General features: G+C 74.7%; 23 protein-coding genes. 15 read left to right on the forward strand and 8 right to left on the reverse strand.

Features of this window, described 5'->3' with window-relative positions; all coding sequences use genetic code 11:
* Positions 1-133 precede the first annotated feature (133 nt).
* A complete protein-coding gene (gene menE / locus DMP15_RS05770; protein WP_218899329.1) occupies positions 134-1372 on the reverse strand; it encodes an o-succinylbenzoate--CoA ligase in 1239 nt (412 codons plus the stop codon).
* Positions 1373-1548: 176 nt separating this feature from the next.
* On the opposite strand from menE, the gene DMP15_RS05775 reads away from it, so the two are divergent.
* The gene (locus DMP15_RS05775; protein WP_073576552.1) at positions 1549-1806 is read left to right on the forward strand and encodes a hypothetical protein; all 258 of its coding nucleotides are present in this window, start codon (positions 1549-1551) and stop codon (positions 1804-1806) included.
* A gap of 4 nt (positions 1807-1810) precedes the next feature.
* Here the strand turns inward: DMP15_RS05775 and DMP15_RS05780 are convergent, their stop codons facing one another.
* A complete protein-coding gene (locus DMP15_RS05780; RefSeq protein ID WP_073576551.1) occupies positions 1811-2713 on the reverse strand; it encodes a 1,4-dihydroxy-2-naphthoyl-CoA synthase in 903 nt (300 codons plus the stop codon).
* Positions 2714-2730: 17 nt separating this feature from the next.
* Positions 2731-2895: a hypothetical protein gene (locus tag DMP15_RS05785; RefSeq protein ID WP_157818351.1), complete on the reverse strand. Its 165-nt coding sequence runs from the start codon at positions 2893-2895 to the stop codon at positions 2731-2733.
* A 184-nt stretch (positions 2896-3079) separates the two neighbouring features.
* Here DMP15_RS05785 and DMP15_RS05790 point away from each other — a divergent pair, with 184 nt between their 5' ends.
* The 4 genes from DMP15_RS05790 to DMP15_RS05805 all read left to right on the forward strand — a co-directional run bounded on the left by DMP15_RS05790 (position 3080) and on the right by DMP15_RS05805 (position 8270).
* Positions 3080-5932 carry an FAD-binding and (Fe-S)-binding domain-containing protein gene (locus tag DMP15_RS05790; protein WP_073576882.1) on the forward strand — a complete coding sequence of 951 codons (2853 nt, stop codon included), beginning with the start codon at positions 3080-3082 and terminating at the stop codon, positions 5930-5932.
* A gap of 86 nt (positions 5933-6018) precedes the next feature.
* Positions 6019-6864: a patatin-like phospholipase family protein gene (locus DMP15_RS05795; RefSeq protein WP_073576550.1), complete on the forward strand. Its 846-nt coding sequence runs from the start codon at positions 6019-6021 to the stop codon at positions 6862-6864.
* A gap of 76 nt (positions 6865-6940) precedes the next feature.
* Positions 6941-7765 (forward strand): aldo/keto reductase, encoded by an 825-nt coding sequence (locus tag DMP15_RS05800; protein ID WP_073576549.1) that lies wholly within the window; start codon positions 6941-6943, stop codon positions 7763-7765.
* A 187-nt stretch (positions 7766-7952) separates the two neighbouring features.
* Positions 7953-8270: an adhesin gene (locus DMP15_RS05805; RefSeq protein WP_073576881.1), complete on the forward strand. Its 318-nt coding sequence runs from the start codon at positions 7953-7955 to the stop codon at positions 8268-8270.
* Between the two features lie 54 nt (positions 8271-8324).
* Here DMP15_RS05805 and DMP15_RS05810 read toward each other — a convergent pair whose 3' ends face one another.
* From DMP15_RS05810 to DMP15_RS05820, 3 genes are all read right to left on the reverse strand, one after another.
* Entirely contained in the window at positions 8325-9971 is a 1647-nt protein-coding gene (locus tag DMP15_RS05810) for an ABC-F family ATP-binding cassette domain-containing protein (protein WP_062398000.1), read from the reverse strand.
* Positions 9972-9991: 20 nt separating this feature from the next.
* Entirely contained in the window at positions 9992-10726 is a 735-nt protein-coding gene (locus tag DMP15_RS05815; RefSeq protein ID WP_073576548.1) for a dienelactone hydrolase family protein, read from the reverse strand.
* Positions 10727-10827: 101 nt separating this feature from the next.
* On the reverse strand, positions 10828-12105 hold the full coding sequence (locus DMP15_RS05820) for an MFS transporter (RefSeq protein ID WP_167379090.1): 1278 nt from the start codon (positions 12103-12105) through the stop codon (positions 10828-10830).
* 332 nt (positions 12106-12437) lie between these two features.
* Between DMP15_RS05820 and menD the strand changes: the two genes are divergently transcribed.
* Complete coding sequence (gene menD, locus DMP15_RS05825; RefSeq protein ID WP_073576546.1) at positions 12438-14126, forward strand: 2-succinyl-5-enolpyruvyl-6-hydroxy-3-cyclohexene-1-carboxylic-acid synthase; 1689 nt, start codon at positions 12438-12440, stop codon at positions 14124-14126.
* A gap of 81 nt (positions 14127-14207) precedes the next feature.
* On the opposite strand, the gene DMP15_RS05830 is transcribed toward menD, so the two are convergent.
* Entirely contained in the window at positions 14208-15464 is a 1257-nt protein-coding gene (locus tag DMP15_RS05830) for an isochorismate synthase (protein ID WP_073576545.1), read from the reverse strand.
* A 96-nt stretch (positions 15465-15560) separates the two neighbouring features.
* Between DMP15_RS05830 and DMP15_RS05835 the strand changes: the two genes are divergently transcribed.
* Positions 15561-16055, forward strand: coding sequence for a DUF3592 domain-containing protein (locus tag DMP15_RS05835; RefSeq protein ID WP_139282884.1), 495 nt, complete (start codon positions 15561-15563; stop codon positions 16053-16055).
* A gap of 47 nt (positions 16056-16102) precedes the next feature.
* On the opposite strand, the gene DMP15_RS05840 is transcribed toward DMP15_RS05835, so the two are convergent.
* On the reverse strand, positions 16103-16945 hold the full coding sequence (locus tag DMP15_RS05840) for an inositol monophosphatase family protein (protein WP_073576544.1): 843 nt from the start codon (positions 16943-16945) through the stop codon (positions 16103-16105).
* 167 nt (positions 16946-17112) lie between these two features.
* Here DMP15_RS05840 and DMP15_RS05845 point away from each other — a divergent pair, with 167 nt between their 5' ends.
* The 8 genes from DMP15_RS05845 to nuoE all read left to right on the forward strand — a co-directional run bounded on the left by DMP15_RS05845 (position 17113) and on the right by nuoE (position 24503).
* Positions 17113-18273 carry a glycosyltransferase family 4 protein gene (locus DMP15_RS05845; protein ID WP_073576543.1) on the forward strand — a complete coding sequence of 387 codons (1161 nt, stop codon included), beginning with the start codon at positions 17113-17115 and terminating at the stop codon, positions 18271-18273.
* 193 nt (positions 18274-18466) lie between these two features.
* The gene (locus DMP15_RS05850) at positions 18467-19042 is read left to right on the forward strand and encodes a hypothetical protein (RefSeq protein ID WP_073576542.1); all 576 of its coding nucleotides are present in this window, start codon (positions 18467-18469) and stop codon (positions 19040-19042) included.
* Between the two features lie 29 nt (positions 19043-19071).
* A complete protein-coding gene (locus tag DMP15_RS05855) occupies positions 19072-19764 on the forward strand; it encodes a demethylmenaquinone methyltransferase (protein ID WP_062403809.1) in 693 nt (230 codons plus the stop codon).
* Positions 19765-20449: 685 nt separating this feature from the next.
* Positions 20450-20815 carry an NADH-quinone oxidoreductase subunit A gene (locus DMP15_RS05860; protein ID WP_062397987.1) on the forward strand — a complete coding sequence of 122 codons (366 nt, stop codon included), beginning with the start codon at positions 20450-20452 and terminating at the stop codon, positions 20813-20815.
* A 7-nt stretch (positions 20816-20822) separates the two neighbouring features.
* The gene (locus DMP15_RS05865) at positions 20823-21530 is read left to right on the forward strand and encodes a NuoB/complex I 20 kDa subunit family protein (protein ID WP_100878769.1); all 708 of its coding nucleotides are present in this window, start codon (positions 20823-20825) and stop codon (positions 21528-21530) included.
* Positions 21527-22387 carry an NADH-quinone oxidoreductase subunit C gene (locus tag DMP15_RS05870; protein WP_374210206.1) on the forward strand — a complete coding sequence of 287 codons (861 nt, stop codon included), beginning with the start codon at positions 21527-21529 and terminating at the stop codon, positions 22385-22387. The genes DMP15_RS05865 and DMP15_RS05870 overlap by 4 nt, the downstream gene beginning before the upstream one ends.
* On the forward strand, positions 22384-23739 hold the full coding sequence (locus tag DMP15_RS05875) for an NADH-quinone oxidoreductase subunit D (RefSeq protein ID WP_073576541.1): 1356 nt from the start codon (positions 22384-22386) through the stop codon (positions 23737-23739). Before DMP15_RS05870 ends, DMP15_RS05875 begins: the two co-directional genes overlap by 4 nt.
* On the forward strand, positions 23736-24503 hold the full coding sequence (gene nuoE, locus DMP15_RS05880; RefSeq protein WP_073576540.1) for an NADH-quinone oxidoreductase subunit NuoE: 768 nt from the start codon (positions 23736-23738) through the stop codon (positions 24501-24503). The genes DMP15_RS05875 and nuoE overlap by 4 nt, the downstream gene beginning before the upstream one ends.
* Position 24504: the final 1 nt, after the last annotated feature.

Raw genomic sequence — 24504 nt, forward strand, 5'->3', positions numbered from 1 at the left:
ATCTCCGGGGCGGGCGCAACGCACGCTGCGTGAACCAACTCCAAGGTGTGTACACGGATCGGGTGGTGGAGACCGTGACGCAACGCCGTGATCCGACTGCCCACCGTGACCGACAACTCCGCTGGGTGAGCGGTCAGGTGCGGCGCGCCCCCGCCAGGATCTCCGCGACGGCGGTGCGGTCGGGCTTGCCGATCCCGCGCTCGGGCACGGTGTCGGCCCGCAGCAGCAGCCGCGGCACGGCGGCCCGGCCGCACGCCGCGCGGACCGCGGCACACAGAGCGTGATCGTCCGGCGCGGCCCCGGAGGACACCACGAGCGCGGCCACGATCTGGCCCCACTCGTCGTCGGGGAGGCCGACGACGCACGCCGCGCGGACGCCGTCGACCGCCAGGAGCGCCCGCTCCACCGCGGCCGGCGCGACCTTCTCGCCCCCGGTGTTGATGACGTCGTCGACCCGGCCCAGGACGGTCAGCGTCCCGTCCGGTGCGAGCGCGCCGAGGTCCCCGGTCCGGAACCGGCGGACGTCCCCGTCGGACACGAAGGCCTCCGCGGTCGCCTCCGGCGCCCCCAGGTACCCGCCGGCGACGACCGGGCCGCCGAGCACCACCCGCCCGTCGGCCGGGTCGAGGGTGACCTCGACGCCGTCGAGCGGGACCCCGTCGTAGACGCAGCCGCCGCAGGTCTCGCTCATCCCGTAGGTGGTGACCACCCGGATCCCCTCGGCGAGCGCGCGCCCGCGCAGCCGCGGGTCCAGCGCGGCCCCGCCGACGAGCACGGCGTCGTACCCGGCCAGGGCGTACAGCGGGGCACCGCCGTGGTCGAGGATCCGCGCCAGCTGGGTCGGGACGAGGCTGGTGTAGCGGCGGGTGCCGTGCGCCATCCGCCCGGTGGCGCGGGCCAGGCCGTCGGGCCGGAAGCCGTCGCGGACGTCCTGGACCACGCAGGCCGTGTCCGCGAGCAGGGCGCGCAGCACCACCTGGACCCCGGCGACGTGCTCGGCGGGCAGCGTGAGCAGCCATGACCCCGGGCCGCCGAGGCGGGCGTGCGTCGCCGTGGCCGAGGCCCGCAGCGCGTCCGCGGTGAGCGCGACGTACTTGGGCTCCCCGGTCGACCCCGAGGTGGCGACGACGGCGGCGAGCCCGTGGGGCAGCTCCCCGGCCGCGGCGGCCCGCGCCACCGGCCCGGGCAGCGGATCCGGTCCGGCGGTGTCCGGCCCGGCGTCGCCCGGCGCCGCGGCACCCGGACCCGGGCCCGGCTCGGCCCGGACGGGCAGCACCGCGGGACCCGTGCCGTCCACGGCGGCCCGCAGCGCGGCCGCCAGCCGGGTCACCGACTCCGCGGAGCCGTCCACCGGAAGTGCACGCACAGTCATGCTGTCAACCCTGTCTGTCGTGACGCACGCAACCGGGAGCGGCGTCCGAACGGCGTCTTTCATCAGATTCGGGGAACGGTGTAGGGCAGGTGCAACGCGGGGGGCCTCCCACCCGACTCAGGGGGTGAGAGCGGCGGCGCACCCGCCCGCCGGTCACGGGTTCGAAGGAGCTCACCATGCCGTACACCGCCACCGCCGACGCGTCCCCGACCGGCAGCCCGCGCTCGCTGCGCTGCCGCCGGCCCGCCGGCTCCGGGCACCGTGCGGTCGCCGGCGAGCTCGCGGCCCTGGCCTTCGACGTGCCGTCCGGCCGGGTGGCCCCGGCCGCGGCGGCGCAGCGCCCGGCGGTCGCCGTCCCGCAGCAGAGCGGCCCGCGGGCCGTCGTCGCGGCGCGGCCGGTCCCCGTGCCCCGGCCGCGCCCCGCCGCGGAGTGACGACCTAGTAGTGCCAGGGGAACGGCGACCAGTCCGGGTCCCGCTTCTCCAGGAACGAGTCCCGGCCCTCCACCGCCTCGTCGGTCATGTAGGCCAGCCGGGTCGCCTCACCGGCGAAGAGCTGCTGGCCGACCAGGCCGTCGTCGGCGAGGTTGAAGGCGTACTTCAGCATCCGCTGGGCCTGCGGTGACTTGCCGTTGATCTCCGTCGCCCACTGCAGGGCCTCGGTCTCCAGGTCCGCGTGGTCGACCACCGCGTTGACCGCGCCCATGTGGTGCATCTGCTCGGCGCTGTAGGTGCGGCCGAGGAAGAAGATCTCCCGGGCGAACTTCTGCCCCACCTGGCGGGCCAGGTACGCCGAGCCGTAGCCGCCGTCGAACGAGCCGACGTCGGCGTCGGTCTGCTTGAAGCGGGCGTGCTCGCGGGAGGCGATCGTGAGGTCGGCGACGGCGTGCAGCGAGTGCCCGCCGCCGGCGGCCCAGCCGTTCACCACGGCGATGACGACCTTCGGCATGAACCGGATCAGCCGCTGGCACTCCAGGATGTGCAGCCGCCCGGCCCGGCCCTGCTCGACGGTCTCCGCGGTGTCCCCGGAGGCGTACTGGTAGCCGGTGCGGCCACGGATGCGCTGGTCGCCGCCGGAGCAGAAGGCGCGCTTGCCGTCCTTCGGGGAGGGGCCGTTCCCGGTCAGCAGCACCGCGCCCACGTCGGCGCTGGTCCGGGCGTGCTCCAGGGCGCGGTAGAGCTCGTCGACGGTGCCCGGCCGGAACGCGTTGAGGACCTCAGGACGGTCGAACGCGATCCGCACGGCGCCGGTGGCGCGGGCACGGTGGTAGGTGATGTCGCGGAAGTCGAACCCGTCGACCGGCGTCCAGGCGTCCGGGTCGAAGGTCTCGGAGACGGTCATGGCCGAACCCTAAGGACTCACTCCGCGACGAGCGGCGCCAGCCGTCGGGCCGCGGCCGGTGCGGGGCCCGGGCCGGGCCACCCGGTGTCGCCGCCGGCGTCCCACACCGCGGACAGCACGCACACCGCGTACCCCCACGCGACGGCGCGGTCCCACCCGATCCCGACGGCGATCCGGATCACCGCAACCGCGTTCCCGTCGACGGGAGGGGCCCGGGGACCGCGGGGTAGCGTCATCTCCCAGCCCCGGGCCGTCGCAGGTGCCGGAGTCTGCGCCGAGAGGAGCCCCGTGACCACCGACAGCGCCGCGCGTCCCACCACCGCGAGGAGCGAAGGCGGATCGCGTTCGACCACCGCGTACCGCGCCCTGGAGAACGACCTGCGTGCCGCCATCGGCGGTGAGGTCCGGTTCGACGCGGGCAGCCGCGCGATGTGGTCGGCGGACGCCTCGAACTACCGGGGCGTCCCGATCGGCGTGATCTCCCCGCGCGACGCCGCCGACGTCGAGGCCGCCGTCGCCGTGTGCCGCACCCACGACGTGCCGGTGCTGCCGGTCGGGTCGCGCACCTCCATCGCGGGCCAGGCCGTCAACACCGCGGTCGCGATGGACTTCCGCACGCACATGGACGCGATCCTGTCCGTGGACCCCGACGCCCGGACCGCGACCGTGCAGCCCGGCGCCGTCTGCGACGCCGTGCGCGACGCCGGCAAGCCGCACGGCCTGACGTTCGGCCCGGACCCGTCGACGCACAACCGCTGCTCGATCGGCGGGATGATCGGCAACAACGCCTGCGGCTCGCACTCGGTGGCCTGGGGCAAGACCGTCGACAACGTCGCATCGCTGGAGGTCCTCACCTACCGCGGCGAGCGGCTCGTGCTCGGCGGCGACGGCACCGAGACCGGCGCGATCCCGGACGCGCTGCGTGCGCTGGGCGCGCGGGTCGCCGACGACGTCGAGAAGCACGTTCCCGAGCTGACCCGGCGGGTGTCGGGCTACAACCTCGACCAGCTCGTCCCGGGCAACGTGAACCTGGCCAAGGCGCTGGTCGGCACCGAGGGCACCTGCGCGACGATCCTGTCCGCGACCGTCGACCTCGTCGAGTCCCCGCCCGCACGGGCGCTGGCCGTGCTCGGCTTCCCCGACGCCTACCACGCCGCGGACAACGTGATGATCGTCCGCGAGCACTCGCCGTTGACGATCGAGGGCATGGACGCCGGGCTGATCGCCTCGCTGCGCGCCCTGCGCCCGAACGAGACGACGAGCCGGATGCTCCCCGAGGGCAAGGGCTGGCTCTACGTCGAGACCGGCGGGGCCACCCGCGCCGAGGCCGAGGCGGCCGCGCAGGCCGTCGCCGACGCCATGAGGGCGTACACGACCGGTGCGGTCGTCGTCGGCGAGCCGGCCCGGATGGCCGCGCTGTGGAAGATCCGCGAGGAGGGCGCCGGCCTGCTGACCCGCTCGCCCGAGGGCGGCGAGGCCTGGCCCGGCTGGGAGGACGCCGCCGTCCCGCCGGAGCGCTTCGGCGCCTACCTGCGCGAGTTCGACAAGGTCCTGGAGGACCACGGCCGCAAGGGCATCTACTACGGGCACTTCGGCGACGGCTGCCTGCACGTCCGGATCGACTTCGACCTGCTCAGCAAGCCCGGCGTGCAGAACTTCCGGGACTTCATGACCGCGGCCGCGGACCTCGTCGTCGCGCACGGCGGGTCGCTGTCCGGTGAGCACGGCGACGGCCAGGCCCGCGCCGAGCTGCTCCCGCGGATGTACCCGCCGCAGATCATCACCGCGTTCGAGGACTTCAAGGGGATCTGGGACCCGGACGACCGGATGAACCCCGGCCGCGTCGTGCGCCCGGCGACGATGGACGAGAACCTGCGCGTCCAGCTCGGCATGCCGACCATGCCCGACGAGCCGAAGCTGGCCTTCGGCCACGACCGCGGCTCCTTCCACCGGGCCACCCGCCGCTGCCTGGGCGTCGGCAAGTGCGCCGTCGACACCGGATCGGGGGTCATGTGCCCCAGCTGGAACGTGACCAAGGAGGAGAAGCACTCCACCCGCGGACGCGCCCGGCTGCTGTTCGAGATGGCGAACGGCGAGATCATCACCGACGGCTGGCAGTCCGACGAGGTCGCCGAGTCCCTCGACCTGTGCCTGTCCTGCAAGGGCTGCAAGTCCGACTGCCCGGTCGGGGTCGACATGGCCTCGTACAAGACCGAGTTCCTCGCGAACCGCTACCACCGGAAGCTGCGGCCGCGGTCGCACTACTCGATGGGCGCGCTCCCGCGCTGGCTGCGCGCGGTCGGGGTGCTGCCGGCCGCCGCCGTTGACGGGGTGAACCGGCTCGCGCAGGTGCCGTTGCTGGCGAAGGTCGCGAAGAAGGCGGGCGGGATCGACGCCCGTCGCGCCATCCCGCCGATCGCCCGGGAGACCTACACCGCCCGTGCCGCCCGCGGGCTGCCGATGTCGACGGTGCCGGACCTCGGCGTCGCACCCGGCAGCCGCGGCCCGCTGCTGCTGTGGACCGACACCTTCACCGACCACTTCGACCCGGAGATCGCGGCCGACGCCGTCGCGGTCCTCACCGGGCTCGGGTACCGGGTCGAGCTGCCCCCGAAGAACGTGTGCTGCGGGCTGACCTGGACCTCCACCGGCCAGGTCACCGCGGCCCGCCGGGTGCTGGCCCGCAGCCTGCGCGCGATCGGGCCGGCGCTCGACGCCGGCATCCCGGTCGTCGGGCTGGAGCCGTCCTGCACCGCCGCGCTGCGCAGCGACGCCGCGGAGCTGCTGCCCGACGACCCGCGGGTGCCGCTGCTGGCGCGGCAGGTGTCGACCTTCGCCGAGCTGCTGGCCCGGCACGCCGACGAGCTGTCGGCCGTCGCGGGGACCGGGAACGGTGCCGCGCTGGTGCAGATCCACTGCCACCAGCACGCCGAGCTGGGCTCCGAGCCCGACCGGGCGGTGCTCGCCGCGCTCGGCGTCGACGCCACCGTGCTCGATTCCGGCTGCTGCGGCCTGGCCGGCAACTTCGGGTTCGAGGACGGCCACTACGACGTGTCGATGGCGTGCGCCGAGCGGGCCCTGCTGCCCGCGCTGCGCGCCGCCGACGAGACCGTGGACCTGCTCGCCGACGGCTACTCCTGCCGCACCCAGGTCCGCCAGGCCGGGGAACGGGAACCGGTGCACCTGGCCCAGATCGCCTACCGCTCCCTGCGAGGGTGATCGCCGGCGGCGAGGGGGCCGGTGCCGGATCCGGCACCGGACCCCTCGCCCGTGGTGATCGTGCAGGGCGACGACGAGGAGGACCCATGGCCGACGACCGACGGGCGCTGGTGCTGGGCGGCGGCGGGCTGACCGGCATCGCCTGGATGTACGGGCTGCTGGCCGGGCTCCTCGCCGACGGCGTCGACCTGCGCGACGCCGACCTCGTCGTCGGGACCTCGGCGGGGTCGGTGGTGGGCACCAACCTGGCCGTCGGGCGTGACCCGGCGGCGCTCGCCGCGACCCAGCTCGCCCCGCCGTCCGGGGAGATCGCCGCGACCCTCGGGCTGCGGCTCGCGGTCCGCTACGGCGTCGCCGCGCTCTCCGGACCGCGCGACGCGACCCGGGTCCGGGCCCGGATCGGCCGCCTCGCCCTCGACACCGACACGGTCGACGAGGCCGAGCGGATCGCGGTGATCCGTTCGCGGCTCGACGGCGCGGACTGGCCCGCCGACCGCGACCTGCGGGTCACCGCCGTCGACGCGCACACCGGCGGGTTCCGGGTCTTCGGCCGCGACGACGGCGTCGAGCTCGCCACCGCGGTCGCCGCCAGCTGCGCGGTGCCCGGCGTCTGGCCGCCGGTCACGGCCGCGGGCACCCGGTGGATCGACGGCGGGGTCCGCTCGATGGCCAACGCCGACCTCGCCGCCGGCTACGGCCGTGTCGTCGTCCTGGCGCCGCTGTCCGGCGGGCTCGGCGGTGCCGTGGCGCCGCGGGTCCAGGCCGAGGCGCTCGGCGCGCTGGCCCGGGTCGTGGTCGTCGAGCCGGACCGGCGGTCGCGCCGGGCGTTCGGGCGCAACATGCTCGACCCGGCGCGGCGCCCCGCGTCGGTGCGGGCCGGCCGCGCGCAGGCGGCGATCGTCGCCGCCGAGGTCGCACGGGTCTGGGGCTGAGCTCGGCCTGTATTCCCGCCGGAGACCGATCCCACGGGGTCGCATGAGCGCGCAACGGCCCGGGTAGCCGAGGGCCATGACTGTTCCCACGATCAAGCTGAACGACGGCCGCGAGATCCCCCAGCTCGGCTTCGGCGTCTTCCAGATCGAGCCCGGTGACACCGCGGAGAAGGTCAGGGCGGCCCTCGATGTCGGTTACCGCCACATCGACACCGCGCAGATGTACGGCAACGAGGAGGGCGTCGGCAAGGCCATCGCCGACTCCGGCATCCCGCGCGACGAGCTGTGGATCACCACCAAGCTCAACAACGACGGGCACGGCCGGGAGTCGGCGGTGAGCAAGCTCGACGAGAGCCTCACCAAGCTGGGCCTCGACCACGTGGACCTGTACCTGATCCACTGGCCGCGGCCGAAGGAGAACCGCTACGTCGAGACCTGGCAGGGCCTCGAGGACGCGCAGAAGGCGGGCAAGGCGCTGTCGATCGGCGTGTCGAACTTCCAGCCCGGCCACCTCGACCGGCTGGCGGCGGAGACCTCCACGGTCCCCGCGATCAACCAGATCGAGTTCCACCCGCACCTGGTGCAGCGCGAGCTCCGCGAGTACCTCCAGCAGCACGACATCGCGCTGGAGGCGTGGAGCCCGATCGGCCAGGGCAAGGGCCTGCTCGACGCGCCCGAGTTGAAGGAGATCGCCGAGCGGGTCGGAAAGTCCGCCGCGCAGGTCGTGCTCCGCTGGCACATCCAGCTCGGGAACATCGTGTTCCCCAAGTCGAACAACCCGGAGCGGATCAAGGAGAACTCCGAGATCTTCGACTTCGCCCTGAGCGAGGACGACATCGCCGCCGTCGAGAAGCTCCACACCGGCGAGCGCATCGGCCCGGACCCCGACGACTTCGGCTGATCCGCATCCCGCGCGCCACGGCCCGGCACCCCTTTCCGTGAGGGGCGCCGGGCCGTCGTCGTCGGTGGGAGTGACGGGTGTCACCGTGCGGCATGTGCGGAGGGCACAGCGCCACGGATCACCCGACAGGGGACGCGGACGGGCCGGCGCGGTGGACGTCCGCGCGTGCGTCCGTACGGTGGGGACGATGTTGGCGATCACCGAGAACGCCGCCGAGGCGATCAAGACCCTGAGCACCGACGCGGAGCTGCCCGACGACGGCGGCCTGCGCATCTCCGCGACCGACCCGGCGCAGGGCCTCGAACTGGCCCTCGCGCAGGAGGCCGACGCGCAGGACACCGTGCTGCGCGGGGAGGGCATCACCGTCTTCCTCGAGCCGGCCGCGGCGGAGCTCCTGGACGACAAGGTCCTCGACGTCCAGCCCGTGGCGACCGAGCAGGGCGAGCAGGAGCTGCGCTTCGCGATCGTCGAGCAGCCCGAGGCCCCGGACACCGTCCAGGCCTGACCCACCCGACGCACTGCGTGGCCCCGCCGGACACCCGGTGGGGCCACGGCCGTCTCAGAGCTCGGTGACGGTCCCGTCGCGGACGTCCCAGCGGCGGGTGGCGCGCACCGTGTCGAGCATCCGCCGGTCGTGGGTCACCAGCAGGACGGTCCCGTCGAAGTCCTCGACCGCCTGCTCCAGCTGCTCGATGGCGGGCAGGTCGAGGTGGTTGGTCGGCTCGTCGAGCACCAGCAGGTTCACCCCGCGCGCCTGCAGCAGCGCCAGCGCGGCGCGGGTCCGCTCGCCCGGCGAGAGCGACGACGCCGTCCGCAGCACCTGGTCCGCGCCGAGGGAGAACTTCGCGAGCAGCGTCCGCACCTCGGACTCGGGCCAGTCCGGCACCTGCTCGCCGAACGCGCGCAACAGCGTCGCGTCCCCGAGGAAGGCGCCGCGGGCCTGGTCGATCTCGCCGACCAGGACCCCCGACCCGAGCCCCGCCGAGCCCGAGTCCGGGGCGATCCGGCCGAGCAGCAGCCCGAGCAGCGTCGACTTGCCCGCCCCGTTCGCGCCGGTGACGACGACCCGGTCCGCCCAGCCCACCTGCACCGTGGCCGGGCCGAACGCGAAGTCCCCGCGCCGCACGGCGGCGGCGTCGGCCCGCGCGACGACCGACCCGGACCGGGGTGCGGAGGCGATCTCCATCCGCAGCTCCCACTCCTTGCGGGGCTCCTCCACGACCTCCAGCCGCTCGATCGCCCGCTCGGTCTGCCGGGCCTTCGCGGCCTGCTTCTCGCTGGACTCCTGGCGCTGCGCGCGGACGTTCTTGTCCGGGTCCTTCGTCTTGCGCCGGGCGTTGCGCACGCCCTGGGCCATCCAGTTGCGCTGCATGACGGCGCGCTGCTTGAGGCCACCCAGCTTGTCGGCGTACTCCTCGTAGTCCTCGCGGGCGTGCCGGCGGGCGACCTCGCGCTCGGCGAGGTAGGACTCGTAGCCGCCGTCGTATACGTCGATCCGCTGCTGGACCAGGTCCAGCTCGACGATCCGGTTCACCGTGCGTGCGAGGAACTCCCGGTCGTGGCTGACCAGCACCGTCGGCGTGCCCTGCCGGGCGAGGCCGCCCACGAACCGCTCCAGCCGCTCCAGGCCGTCGAGGTCGAGGTCGTTGGTGGGCTCGTCGAGCAGCAGCAGGTCGTAGCGGGACAGCAGCAGCGCCGCGAGGTTGGCCCGGGCTGCCTGCCCGCCGGACAGCCCGGTCATCGGGGCGTCCGGGCCGACCGCCAGCCCGACCTCGCGCAGCACCTCGCCGGAGCGCTCGTCGAGGTCGGCGCCGCCGAGGGCCAGCCAGCGGTCGAGCGCGGCGGCGTAGCGGTCGTCAGCGCCCGGGGTGCCCGACGCGAGCCCCTCCGCCTCGGCGTCCATCGTCGCCTGCGCGTCGGCGACGCCGGTCCGGCGCGCCAGGAACCCGGCGACCGTCTCCCCGGGACGCCGGTCGGGCTCCTGCGGCAGGTGCCCGACGGTCGCGTCGGGCGGGGCGAGGGTCAGCGACCCGTCGTCCGGGGGCCGCGAGCCGGCCAGCACCGTCAGCAGGGTGGACTTGCCGGCGCCGTTGGCACCGACCAGCCCGATGACGTCGCCGGGCGCGACGACGAGGTCCAGCCCGGAGAACAGGGGTCGGTCGCCGTGGCCGGCGGCCAGGCCCGTCACGTGAAGGGTCGCGCTCATCTCGAGCGCAGACGCTACCCCTACAGGTTCGCCCCGAAGAGCCGGTGCAGGGCGTCCCAGTGCCGCTGCTCGGCGTCGTCGTCGTGGGTGGGGGCGTCCGGCACCGCGAAACCGTGCGCCGCCGGGTAGGTCTCCAGGGTCGCCGACACCCCGGCCGCGGACAGCGCGTCGCCGAGGCGCTGCTTCTGCTCGTCGGGGAAGGAGTCGTCGTCGGTGGCACCGGCCACGTACACCTCGGCCCGGATGCGGTCGGCGAGCCGGTGCACGCTGGCCGGGTCGTCGGTGGCGAGGTTGCCCCCGTGGAACGACGCCGCGGCCGCGACCCGCTCCGGCTGCGTCGCGGCGGTGCGCAGGCTCATCACCCCGCCCATGCAGTAGCCGGTGGTGCCGACCGTGCTGCCGCCGACCTCGGGCCGTTCCAGCAGTGCGGTCACCCACGCCTCGGCGTCGACGGCGACGAACTCGGGCGTCAGCGAGCCCACCATCCCCATCAGCCGGGCCCGCTCGGGCCGGTCGGAGAACACGGTGGCGAAGTCGAACGGGGACCAGTCGCCGTGCCGGTGGTAGACGTCGGGCAGCAGCACCGCGTAGCCGAGCGACGCCAGGTGCGCGGCCATGTCGTGGATGGCCGTCCGGACACCGCCGGCGTCGGGGTAGAGGAGCACACCCGGCCACGGGCCGTCGCCGTCCGGGGTGTGCAGGGTGGCGGCGGCGTCGCCGTCGGGGGTGCTGATCGTGAAGTCGGTGCGCGGCACGGGTCCGGCCTCCCGGGGGTGATCGACGGGTCGCACCCGTTCTACGCCCCCGGGAGGCGTTCCGCCGGACCGCCGGCGCGGTTCGGGTGGTACGTACCGGATCAGGTCCTGGTCAGCGCGCCGTCGTCGTCGAGGCGCCGGGTGCGGGTCTCCGAGTAGCTCGCCACGGCGATGATCGTGACCACCGACGCGACCGCGATGTACACCGCGATCGAGTAGCCGGTACCCGTCGCGACCAGCAGCGACGCCGCGATCAGCGGGGCCAGGCCGCCCGCGAACACCGACGCCAGCTGGTAGCCGATCGAGATGCCCGAGTAGCGCACCCTGGTACCGAACAGCTCGGACAGGAACGCCGCCTGCGGGCCGTACATCGCGCCGTGCAGCACCAGCCCGACCGTCACCGCGACGGCGGTGAGGGCGAAGCTCTGCGTGTCCACCAGGAGGAAGAACACGAACGCCCAGATGCCGACGCCGGCGGCGCCGAACAGGTAGACCGGCTTGCGGCCGACCCGGTCGGAGACCGCACCCCACATCGGGGTGGTCACCAGGTGCACCGCGGCACCGATCAGCACCGCGCCCAGCACGAACGACGACGGCAGCCCGAACTGCTCCTTCACGTACGTCGAGATGACGATCGTGAAGATGTAGTACGAGACGTTCTCCGCGAACCGGGCGCCCATCGCGGTGAGGACCTCGCGTGGGTAGAGCCGCAGGACGTCCAGGATCGGCATGGTGTCCTTCTCGCCGGCCGCGGCCCGCGCGGCGGCCCTGGCCTGCGCCTCCCGGAAGACCGGCGACTCCTCGACGGCGAGGCGGACGTAGAGGCCGATCAGGACCAGCACCGCGGACAGCAGGAACGGGATCCGCCAGCCCCAGGCCAGGAACGCCTCCTCGGACTGCACCAGCGCCATGATCGCGAGCAGGCCGTTGGCCAGCAGCTGCCCGGCCGGGGCACCGGCCTGCGGCCAGCTCGCCCAGAACCCACGGTGCTCGGGCTTCCCGTGCTCGGACACGATGAGGACCGCGCCGCCCCACTCACCGCCCAGCGCGAAGCCCTGGACCAGCCGCAGCACGACGAGCAGCAGCGGCGCGGCGATCCCGATCGTGGCGTAGGCCGGCAGCAGGCCGATCGCGAACGTCGAGGCGCCCATCATCATCAGCGACAGGACCAGCAGCTTCTTGCGGCCGATCTTGTCGCCGTAGTGGCCGAAGACCAGGCCGCCCACCGGGCGCGCGATGAACCCGACCGCGAACGTGCCGAGCGAGAGCAGGGTCCCGGTCGCGCCGTCGGACTCGGGGAAGAACACCGCCGGGAACACCAGGGCGGCGGCGACGCCGTAGAGGAAGTAGTCGTACCACTCGACGGTCGTGCCCAGCATGCTCCCCGCGACGACCTTCGCGATCGGCGTGCGCGGCTGGTCGGACGCCGGTGGCGTCGGTGATCCCGGCGCGGTGGCGCCGGCGTGCGTGTCGGACACGGTCCCTCCCCGTCGACGGACATCTGCGGTGGCGTCACGGTAGGGCCGTGGTGCGCCGTTTTCACCGGTTCCGGCCACATCGGTACCCCGACCGTGACGTGCCCCGGCCACACCCGGTCGCGACTGCGCGGCAGACTGGGCCACATGGCGGACCTGCTGCCCCTGCCGGAGGACTTCGCCCGGGCGGGGATCGCGGGCAGTACGCCGGTACCGTCGTCGTGAGGGGTGATGGGGTGAACGGCTCGACCGCGCAGGCGCGCGTACTCGTCGACGAGCTGGCGCGGGCCGGTGTCACCGACGCGGTCCTGTGCCCCGGCTCCCGCAACGCGCCACCCGCGTTCGCGCTGGCCCGGGCCGACGAGCGGGGCACGGTCCGGCTGCACGTGCGCATCGACGAACGTGCCGCGGGCTTCCTCGCGCTCGGCCTGTCGCTGGCGTCGGGGCGCCCGGTCCCGGTCGTCGTCACGTCCGGGACGGCCGCGGCGAACCTGCACCCCGCGGTGCTGGAGGCGTCGCACTCGGGGGTCCCGCTGCTGGTCCTGACCGCGGACCGGCCGCCGGAGCTGGTCGGCACCGGCGCCAGCCAGACCGTCGACCAGGCCGGTCTGTACGGCGGCGCCGTGCGCTGGGCGGGCGCGCTGCCGGTGCCCGTGGGCACCACCGAGCCGGAGGCGCGGCGCTGGCGGGCGGTCGTCGCGCGGATGTTCGCCGCGGCCGCCGGTGCCGGCGCGGGCGCGCCCGGTCCGGTGCACCTGGACCTGCCCTACACCGACCCGCTCGTGCCCGACGACGACCCGGCCGGGCCGGACACCGGGCACCACGACGCCGGTCTCCCGGGCGCGGACCTCCCCGCCGGACGGCCCGGCGGTGCGCCGTGGACCGCGGTGTCCCGCCCGGTCCGCGCGCTGCCCCCGCTGGAGCTCGACCCGGGGGCGCGCACGCTCGTCGTCGCCGGGGCGGGCGGGCCCGCCGCGGACCCCGGCCTGCTCGGCGGGGCCCCACTGGTCGCGGAGCCGTCGTCGTGCTGGTGGGCGCACGCGCTGCGCACCGGGCCGTGGCTGCTCGACCGGCCGGAGCTGCGCCCCACCCAGGTCGTCGTGCTCGGCAGGCCCACCCTGCACCGGGGCGTCGCCGCGCTGCTCGCCGACCCGTCGGTGGCGGTGTTCGCCGACCCCGGTCCGGACGGCGCCCCGTGGACCGACGTCGCCGGCACGGTCCGGGCCGTCGGTGCGCTGCCCGCGCTGTCCCCGCCCGAGGACTGGGTGCGGTCCTGGCGCGACGCGGACCGGGCCGCGGCCACGTCCCTCGACACCGCGCTCGACGACGGCACCGCCGCCGGCGCACCCGGCCTGCGGCTGGCCCGCGACCTCGTCGCCGCCCAGCCCGACGGCGGCCAGCTCGTCCTCGGCTCGTCGAACCCGGTACGCGACGTCGCGCTGGCCGCCGTGCCCCGCTCCGGGCTCACCGTGCGGTCGAACCGCGGGGTCGCGGGCATCGACGGGACGGTGTCGACCGCCCTCGGCGCCGCGCTCGCCCACCCGGGCCCGACGGCGCTGCTGCTCGGCGACCTCACGCTGCTGCACGACACCACCGGACTGGTCGTCGGCCCGGGGGAGCCGTCCCCGGACCTGACCGTCACCGTCCTCGACGACGACGGCGGCGGCATCTTCCACCTGCTCGAACAGGGCGGTCCGTCGCACGCCCACGCCTTCGAGCGCATCTTCGGCACGCCGACCGGCGTCGACCTCGTGGCCCTGGCCCGGGCGGCGGGCTGGCGGGCGACCGACTGGGGCGGCGACGCGGGCGAACTCGCGGCCCGCCCCGGCTCGGGACGTCGGCTGGTCCGGGTCGCGGCTCACCGTGCCGGGCTGCGCGACGCGCACGCCGAGCTCCGCCGGGTGGTCGTCGCGGCGCTGGACTGAGCCGGTCCCGCCCGCGTCCGCGCCGCGGCAGGTGGTGCGGACGCCCCGGCGGACACGGCGTCCGTCCGGACCGTGCCGGGCTCAGCCCTCCAGGGACTCGCGGACCGCGCGCATCTTGGCGGCGGCCTCGCGCACCTCGCCGTCGGGCTCGGAGTCGGCGACGATCCCGCATCCGGCGAACAGCCGCGCCGTGCGTCCCTGCAGCTCGGCGCAGCGCAGCGCGATGCCCATCTCGCCCGCGCCCTCGGCGTCGACCCAGCCGACCGGGCCCGCGTAGCGGCCGCGGTCGAGACCCTCGATCTCGGAGATCAGCGCCGTCGCGTCCGGGGTCGGGGTGCCGCCCACGGCGGCCGTCGGGTGCACCGCCCCGATCAGCGTCAGCAGCGACGCGGGCCGGGCCGGGTCGAGGCGGGCGTGCACGTCGCTGGACAGGTGCGACACGTTCGGCAGGGTCAGCACCGACGGCGCGTCCGGCACGTGCAGCTCGGCCACCAGCGGGCGCAGCGACGCAGCGAGGGAGTCCACGGCGTAGGCGTGCTCGCGGCGGTCCTTCGACGAGCCGATCAGCGCGCCCGCGGTGTCGCCGTCCGGTCCGGAGCCGGGCCACATCGTGCCCGCCAGCACCCGCGACTCCACGGTCCGCCCACGCAGCCGCAACAGCAGCTCGGGGGTGGCGCCGACCAGGCCGTCGACGGCGTAGCTCCAGCACGTCGGGTAGCGCCGGGCGAGCCCGCGGAGCAGGAACCGGGGGTCCAGCGGGCGGTCGGCGACGGCGAGCAGGTCGTGCGCGAGCACCACCTTCTCCAGCTCCCCGTCGCGCATCCGCCCGACCGCCGCTGCGACGGCGGCCCGGTACCGGTGCGCGGACACCTGGCCGTCGGCGTAGCGCAGCCGTCCGCTCGGGCGCACCGGCGACGGGACCGGCAGCCTGCCCGGGGTCTCCGGGGCGTCGGCGGGGGTGATCTCGGTGATCCAGGCGCGGTGCCCGCGCCGCCCGACGATCACCTGCGGCACGACGAGCACCGAGCCCGGGCAGCCGTCGGCGAAGGTGAACGAGGCGAACGCGAGGGCGCCGGTACCGGGGAGGCGGACGTCGTCGTAGCCGGCGCCGGCGTCGAGCCGGTCGACCACGCGGCGCCACCAGCGGTCGGCCTCGGCGAAGCGCTCGGGTCCCGACGCGGTGAACCGCGCGACCTCGCCCCAGCCGACCACGCCCTCGCCGTCGCGCACCCAGGACAGCGCCCCGGCGTCGGCGGGCAGCACGTCCAGCAGCCGCCCGTCGAGCCGCAGCGGGCGTGTCCGGACGCGCAACGCGGTGCTGGCCGGTGCGACGGTCACCCTTCGAGAGTAGGCAACTTCCTCGGCCGGGGCGGGCGCCAGGGTGGGAGGCACCGGACACACCCGGGTGCCGGAGCGCTCCTAGAATCGGGTCCCGTGACCAGTCCGAGCGGCCGTCCCACCGGCGATGTGCTGACCGAGACCTCGGCCGTCGCGGCCCGTCTCATCGGCCGGACGCGGTACCACCTGCCCGAGATCGTCCTGGCCGTCGCACTGGCGTGGACGCTGGTCGCGCTGGTGGCCCTGGGCGGTGCGTTCCTGGAGGACGCGGCGATCGACGGCAACCGCGGCACCACCGCCGCGACCGTCCTCGACGGCTCGGACTACTGGCGCACCCTGGTCAGGTTCGTCGACGACGAGGGCCGGCTGCAGACCCCGGCCGCGGGCATCTCCTACCCGGTCGGGCTCACCCCGGGCGAGAACATCTACGTCGAGTACGACACCGCCGACCCGACGCACGTGCGCGTCGCGGGCCGCACCGCCGTCGACGGGATCCTCCCGGTCGCCGGGCTGATCGCGGGCGGCTGGGTGCTCCTCGGGCCGCTGTACGTGTGGCTGCGCCGCCGCCGGGCCCGCACCGGCACCGTCTGACGGCGCCCGGGCCGGACCGCACCGGACCGCGCCGCCCCGCACCGGGCTCAGCCCCGCCAGAGCGCCCCGACCTCGGCGGCGACCTGCGGTGCGGCGACGAGCAGCCCGCCCTCGGGCAGCGGCGTCGACCGGCCGTCGCGGCCCAGCACCAGCGCGCCGGCCTCGGTGGCCAGGCAGAGCGCCCCGGCGACGTCCCACTCGTGGTAACGGGTCAGCACCGCGGCGACGGCGTTGCCCAGCGCGACCTGGGTGATCGCCAGCGCGGCCGAGCCGAGCACCCGCACGCCGACGTGCGCGGCGCGGGCGCGTTCGACGAACCCGGGGTCGGGGTCCTCGGCGCAGATCAGCGACCCGGCAACCCGGGCGGTGCGCCGCGACGGCACCGGCACGCCGTTGGCCCGGAAGCCGCGCCCGCGGGCGGCGGCGTAGATCTGCCCACGGCCCGGGTCGGCGACGACACCCACGGCCGGGCCGTCGCCGTCGACCAGGGCCAGGCTGTAGGCGCACCACGGCAGGCCCGCGACGTAGTTCGCGGTCCCGTCGACCGGGTCGACGACCCAGCGCAGCGGTGCGGTGTCGGCACCGGCGTCGGCGCCGAACTCCTCGCCGACGACCGGGCAGCCGGGGAACTCCGCGGCCAGTACCCGGCGGGTGTGCCGCTCCAGGGTGCGGTCGGTGTCGGTGACCCAGTCGAACGGGTTGGCCTTGGCCGACGCGTCGAGCGATCCGGTGTGCTCGCGACCCAGCGTCGCGGTGATCACCTCGGCGGCGTCGTTGGCCAGCCGGCCCGCGGTCTCGAGCGCGCGGGAGAGCAGCGCCGGGTCCACCGGCCGGGGGGACGGCACCGGGGGTGGCGCCGTGTGTGGCGGGGTGTGGGGCACGGCCGTCATGCGACCCGAGTGTCCGGGCGGGTGATGTCCCGGCGACGACGTGCGGGTGTCCACCTTGTGCCGGACGTGCCAACTCGTGATCCGCCCACCCGATGTTCGCCCAGGGTTGGGTGGTTGATCACGCCAGGGACCCGGCCCGCTGTCCCGCCCCCGTCACCGTTCCGGCCGTGCGCGTCGCAATCGTCTCGGAATGCTTCCTGCCGGTGGTCAACGGCGTCACCAACTCGGTGCTGCGGGTGTGCGAGCACCTGCGGGCAGGGGGTCACGACGTCGTGGTGATCGCGCCGGGCACCGGGGAGCCGGACTCCCACGAGGGGATCCCGGTCGTGCGGATCCCGGCCGTCGAGCTGCCGGTGGTGAACTCGATGCCGGTCGGGGTGCCCAGCAGGCGGATCCTGACCGCGCTGCGCCGGTTCCGGCCGGACGTGGTGCACCTGGCGGCGCCGTTCGTCGTCGGGGCGCGGGGGCTGGCGGCGGCGCGGCGCCTCGGCGTGCCGACGGTCGCGATCTACCAGACCGACGTCGCCGGGTTCGCCTCCGCGTACGGGCTCGGGCTGACCGCGCGGGCCGCGTGGCGCTGGACCTGCCGGCTGCACGGCCTGGCCGACCGGACCCTCGCGCCGTCGAGCTGGGCGACCGGGGCCCTGCGCGAGCGCGGCGTCCCGCGGGTGCACCAGTGGGCGCGCGGCGTCGACACCCGCCGGTTCACCCCGTCCAGGCGCAGCGACGCACTGCGCGGCCGGCTCGCCCCGAACGGCGAGCGGCTCGTCGGCTTCGTCGGCCGCCTCGCCCCGGAGAAGCAGGTCGAGCGGCTCGCCGTGCTGGGGGAGCTGCCCGGGACACGGCTGGTCGTCGTCGGCGACGGCCCCAGCGCCGACGGGCTGCGCGAGCGGCTGCCCTCGGCGGCGTTCCTCGGGCACCGCGGCGGCGACGAGCTCGCGCAGATCTACGCCAGCCTCGACGTGTTCGTCCACACCGGCCAGGCCGAGACGTTCTGCCAGGCCGTGCAGGAGGCACTCGCCTCGGGCGTCCCGGTGGTCGCGCCCGACGCGGGCGGCCCGCGCGACCTCGTGCTGCCCGACCGCACCGGTTACCTCGTGGCACCCCGCCCCGACGGCGGGGAGCCCGGCGACCCGGCCACCGACGCCGCCGACCGCGAGCTGGTCGGGGCGGTCGCCGCACTGTGCGAGCCGCAGCGCAACCGGGAGTTCGGCCTGGCCGCCCGCCAGTCGGTGCTGCGCCGCACCTGGACCGCGGTCGGCGACGAGCTGCTCGCTCACTACGGCGACGTGCTCCGCGCCGCGGCCCCGGAGCGCCTCGCGGCCTGACCGGCCCGCCGCCGCCCTGCCGGACCCCCGCCCTGCCGGACCCCCGCCCTGCCGGACCTCCGCCCGACCGGACCTCCGCCCGACCGGACCCCCGCCTGGTCGGGCCGGTGCCCGGCCGGGCCGACGCGGCCGGGGAGGGTGCCTGCGTAGTCGTGCGGATCCGTGACCGCGGCCCGGCGGCGACGGTGGTCCCATGAGCCGCACCGTCGTCGTCGCGCCCCGTGGTGAGCTCGCCACGGTCGACACCTCCGCCACCGTCCGCCTGATGTCCCGGCTGCTCGACCCCGCGCCCGCGGCCCGTGCCGCCGCCCGTGCCGAGGTCCTCGACGCCCCGCACCGGCAGATGCCGCCGGTGCTGTTCGCGCTGTCGGAGAACCTCGTCGCCGACGGCGCGATGCCCGACGCCGCCCGCTGGTTCTACGCGGGCCAGCTGCGGGCCCGCTACGACGCCTGCCGCTGCACCGACACCACCGCCGCCCAGGCGCTGGCCGTGCTGCGCGACCGGTTCGGCGAGCCGGTGAACCGGTGGGCCTTCGCCGACCCGGCCCGGGTCCGCCGGGCCGCGGTCCGCGCCGTCGCCTGGGACCGGGCGGCGCCGTACGACTACGACCACCGCTGGATCGCCCTGCACGGCATGGGCGCCTTCACCGGCGACGGCAACGGCGTCAGCACGCCGTCGGCCGAGTGGGCGGGCGTCGCCGCCCGGGTCCGCGCCGACTACCTGAGCGGCCTGCGTGAGGTGCTGCGCGAGCAGTTCGGACAGCGGTGAGCCGGCCGCCGGGTCGGTAGGCTGTGCCCGTGTCCCGCGCCGAGCTCGACAAGAACCCGACCGACGTCGCCCGCATGTTCGACGGCGTCGCCCGGCGCTACGACCTGACCAACACCGCGCTGTCGGGCGGGCAGGACCGCTACTGGCGGATCCAGACCCGCCGGGCCCTCGGCCTGCGCCCGGGCGAGAAGGTCCTCGACCTCGCCGCGGGGACCGCGGTCTCGACCGTCGAGCTGGCGAAGGACGGCGCCTGGTGCGTCGCTGCGGACTTCTCCCTCGGCATGCTGCGTGCGGGCGCCCGCCGCGACGTCCCGAAGGCCGCCGCCGACGCGCTGCACCTGCCCTTCGCCGACGGCAGCTTCGACGCCGTCACCATCTCCTTCGGCCTGCGCAACGTGAACGACACCGTCGCCGGCCTGCGTGAGATGGCCCGCGTGACCCGCCCCGGCGGCCGCCTGGTGGTCTGCGAGTTCTCGACGCCGACTTGGGCCCCCTTCCGCGTGCTCTACCAGAACGCGGTGCTCGGCCACGCCCTCCCGGCGATCGCCCGGACGGTCTCCTCCAACCCCGAGGCCTACCTGTACCTGGCCGAGTCGATCCGGGACTGGCCCGACCAGCCCGCACTCGCCGGGAAGATCGCCGACGCCGGCTGGGAGCGCCCCGCCTGGCGGAACCTGACCTTCGGCGCCGTCGCGCTGCACCGGGCGTACAAGCCGGCCTGAGCCCCCGCCGCCCCGTCCCGCCACGGGTCCTCGTGGACGGGCCCTGCGGAGGCGGCCTGTGCCACAGGGGCCGACGCCGTGGCGGAGCCGCACGCGCTGCACGTGTGCGGTCTTCCTGCGCCGGGCCCGGCATCACCACACGACGACGTGGTCCCTTCTCGGAATTCGCTTACCGGGTAAGCGGATTCGGAGAAGGGAGGGTCCGGGGTCGCGCCCCTCATGCCACACGGCGATCAGCGGTGCAGCGGTCGGCGCTGTGGCGGTCGGTCACCCTGCGCCCGGTGGTCGGTGCCCGACTGCGTGGGAGGTCGACTGCGGGGTCGGCTGCGCGAGGGGTCGACGCCGCGATGCGCACCCCGGCACCAGCCGTCACCACCCCCTGACCCTGCGTCGAAGCGCGTTGCGCCGCAAGGACTCCCGCGTCGTCGCCCGATCCGCCCACGCGATCACGGCGGCGTCGTCCTACACTGCTCGCGCAGTTCGTGAACTTTTTCACAAGGGTGGTGGGAGACACGCGACCCGGAGCGCGCCGACCTGCACGGATGCGGATCACATGTGACCCGCACCCCGTCACAGGTAAGGCTCGCCTGGGTTCTTGGTCACAGGAGACCGGACATAGGGTCGCCGCGACCGGCTCGTCGATCACCACCAACGACGGTGGCGCCGCGACAACGAAGGTGTAGGAATGCTCGATCCCTATCTCCCGCTCGTCCTGCTGTTCGTGTTGGCGGCGGGTTTCGCGGTGTTCTCGGTCGCCTCCGCGCCGTTGATCGGTCCGCGCCGGTTCAACCGGGCCAAGCTGGACTCCTACGAGTGCGGCATCGAGCCCTCGCCGCAGCCGGTCGTCGGCGGCGGTCGCGTGCCGGTCGCCTACTACCTCACGGCGATGCTGTTCATCCTGTTCGACATCGAGCTGGTGTTCATGTACCCGTACGCCGTCGTCGCCGATGCGGTCGGCGTCTTCGGGTTCGTGGCCATCACGCTCTACATCGCCACGATCGCCTTCGCGTACGCCTACGAATGGCGTCGCGGCGGGCTCGAGTGGAGCTGAGGCCGTCATGGGACTCGAGGAGAACCTGCCCAGCGGCGTCCTGCTGACCAATGTGGAGAAACTGGTCAACTGGACCCGGAAGTCGTCGCTCTGGCCTGCCACGTTCGGCCTGGCCTGCTGCGCCATCGAGATGATGACCACCGGCGCCCCGCGCTACGACCTCGCCCGGTTCGGCATGGAGGTCTTCCGGGCCTCGCCGCGCCAGGCGGACCTGATGATCGTCGCGGGCCGCGTGAGCAACAAGATGGCGCCGGTCCTGCGCCAGATCTACGACCAGATGCCCGAGCCGCGCTGGGTGCTCGCGATGGGCGTGTGCGCCAGCTCCGGCGGCATGTTCAACAACTACGCGATCGTCCAGGGCGTGGACCACGTCGTCCCGGTCGACATGTACCTGCCCGGCTGCCCGCCGCGGCCGGAGATGCTGATCGACGCGATCCTGAAGATCCACGCCAAGATCATGGACGAGCCGCTCGGCCCGAAGCGGGCCGCCGAGCTCGCCGAGTCCGGGTACCGCACGCCGATGGTGCCGTCGTCGGTCAAGTACGCGCCGAAGCACAAGCAGCTCGGTGCGCTGAAGACCACGCACACCCCCGACGTACCGAACTACCTGGAGCCGGGCTCGCAGCCCAGGCCGGCCCCGAACGCGCTCGCGCCGGGGGAGACCCTGGAGCTGCCGTCGCTGGCCGACGCGGCCCGCGGAGGTGACGCGAAGTGACCGAGCCGACCGGCACCTCCAAGGACGGGTCCGAGCCCACCGGCGGTGCGCACTCGTCGTCGCAGGAGAGCGGCGCCGCTGCCGAGGAGCAGCGGATGGCGGGCGGCGAGGCCCCCGGCGACCTGGCCGCTCCCGGGGACGCGGCCACCCCCTCCGACGCGTTGGGCGGCGCCCGCCCCGCGCAGAGGATGACCGAGACCCGTACGCGCTCGGGCATGTTCGGCGTCCGCGGCTCCGGCGACACCTCCGGCTACGGCGGCCTGCGCCTGCAGGGCTGGGCCCCGGCCCCGGCCGAGCGGCCCTTCGGCGGCTGGTTCGACGAGTTCGCCGACGAGCTCGGCGCGGCCCTCGACGAGCGCGGCATCCCGCGCGCTGCGATCGAGCAGGTCACGATCGACCGCGACGAGATGACCCTCTACGTCGAGCCCGCCCGCCTGCACGAGGTCGCCCGCACCCTGCGCGACGACCCGGGCCTGCGCTTCGAGTTCTGCTCCGGCGTGTCCGGTGTGGACTACTCGGCGCCGGACGGCGCTCCGGTCGACCGGCCGCTGCACGTCGTCTACCACCTGCTGTCGATGACCTATCGGCGCCGGGTGCGCCTGGAGGTCGCGCTCGACATCGAGAACCCGCACGTCATGAGCGTCGTCGACGTCTACCCGACGGCCGACTGGCACGAGCGCGAGACCTGGGACATGTACGGCGTCGTCTTCGACGGCCACCCGGCGCTGACCCGGATCCTCATGCCGGACGACTGGGACGGCCACCCCCAGCGCAAGAGCTACCCGCTGGGCGGCATCCCCGTGGAGTACAAGGGCGCGGAGATCCCCCCGCCCGATGAGCGGAGGGCCTACTCGTGACGACTGACGCCGACCCCACCACCGCCGACGCCACCGCCGACCCGTACGCCGCGCCCGGCCGGGAGACCACCGAGGGCACGGTCTACACCGTCACCGGCGGCGACTGGGACGACCTGCTCGAGGTCGAGCACGACGACCGCATCGTCATCAACATGGGCCCGCAGCACCCGTCGACGCACGGGGTGCTGCGCCTGGTCCTGGAGCTGGAGGGCGAGACCGTCACCCAGGGCCGCGCGGTCATCGGCTACCTGCACACCGGTATCGAGAAGAACTGCGAGTACCGGACCTGGACCCAGGGCGTCACCTTCGTGACCCGCGCGGACTACCTGGCCCCGCTGTTCAACGAGGGCGCCTACTGCATGGCCGTCGAGAAGCTGCTGGGCGTCGAGGTCCCGCAGCGGGCCGAGCACCTGCGGGTGCTGCTCTGGGAGCTGAACCGGATCGGCTCGCACCTGGTCGCGCTGGCGACCGGCGGCATGGAGCTGGGCGCACTGACCGGCATGACCTCCGGCTTCCGCGAGCGCGAGGAGGTGCTCCACCTACTGGAGTTCCTCACCGGCCTGCGGATGAACCACGCGTTCATCCGGCCCGGCGGCCTCGCCCAGGACATGCCCGAGGGCTGGCAGGACAAGGTCCGCGACTTCCTGAAGGTCATGAACTCCCGGCTGCCGGACTACGACCGGCTGCTCACCGGGCAGCCGATCTGGCGCCAGCGCCTGGAGGGCGTCGGCTACCTGCCCGTCGACGGCTGCCTGGCCCTCGGCGCGTCCGGCCCGATCCTGCGCTCGGCGGGTCTGGCCTGGGACCTGCGCAAGCACATGCCGTACTCGGTCTACGACCAGTACGACTTCGAGGTCCCGACGGCCACCGAGGCCGACTGCTTCGCCCGCTACCGGATGCGCGTCGCCGAGATCCACGAGTCGCTCAAGATCATGGAGCAGGCGGTGACGAAGCTCGACGAGCTCGGCCCGGGCCGCGTCATGGTCGACGACCCGAAGGTCGCCTGGCCGGCGCAGCTGTCGGTCGGCAGCGACGGCATGGGCAACACCCTCGAGCACGTCCGCAAGATCATGGGTCAGTCGATGGAGTCGCTGATCCACCACTTCAAGCTGGTCACCGAGGGTTTCCACGTCCCGCCGGGGCAGGCCTACGCGGCCGTCGAGTCCCCGCGCGGCGAGCTCGCGGTGCACGCCGTGTCCGACGGCGGCACCCGCCCGGTCCGCATCCACGTCCGGGACCCCAGCTTCGTGAACCTGCAGACGATGCCCGCGATGAGCGAGGGCGGCCAGGTCGCCGACGTCATCGCGGCCGTCGCCTCGATCGATCCCGTGATGGGAGGTTGCGACCGATGACGGTCCCCCCGCAGGAGAAGAGCCCCGTCTCGCCGGTGTTCGACGAGCTGACCCGGCAGCGCACCACGGAGATCATCTCCCTCTACCCGGAGCCCCGGTCGGCGCTGCTGCCGCTGCTGCACCTGGTCCAGTCGGTCGAGGGGTACGTCAGCCCCGACGGCATCCGCTACTGCGCGGAGGCGCTGGAGCTGACCACCGCCGAGGTGTCGGCGGTCGCGACGTTCTACACGATGTACAAGCGCACCCCGTGCGGTGAGCACCTGGTCAGCGTGTGCACCAACACGCTGTGCGCGGCGCTGGGCGGCGACGACATCTACGCCCGCCTACGCACGCAGCTGGGTACCGAGGACCGTCCGCTGGGCCACGAGGAGACGGCGGGGGAGCCCGGCAGCACCGGCTCGGTCACCCTCGAGCACGCCGAGTGCCTCGCGGCCTGCGACCTCGCCCCGGTGCTGCAGGTCAACTACGAGTACTTCGACAACCAGACCGTCGAGTCCGCAGTGGAACTCGTCGACGCCCTGCGTCGCGGCGAGCGCCCGCAGCCGACCCGCGGGGCGCCGCTGACCGATCTGCGGACCGTCGAGTTGGAGCTGGCCGGGTTCACCGACGACGCCGGAGGCGTCGACACGACCGCCCGCGTCGAGGGCCCGTCCGGTGCGATCGAGTCGGTGCGTGGGGCCCGGATGGCGCAGGAGAACGGCTGGACCGCCCCGGCGCTGCCCGACGAGCCACCGGCGATGCCCGCGCTACCGGAGAAGAAGTGAT

This window comes from Pseudonocardia sp. UM4_GMWB1 (genome assembly GCF_017312155.1).
Classification (GTDB): Bacteria; Actinomycetota; Actinomycetes; order Mycobacteriales; family Pseudonocardiaceae; genus Pseudonocardia; species Pseudonocardia alni.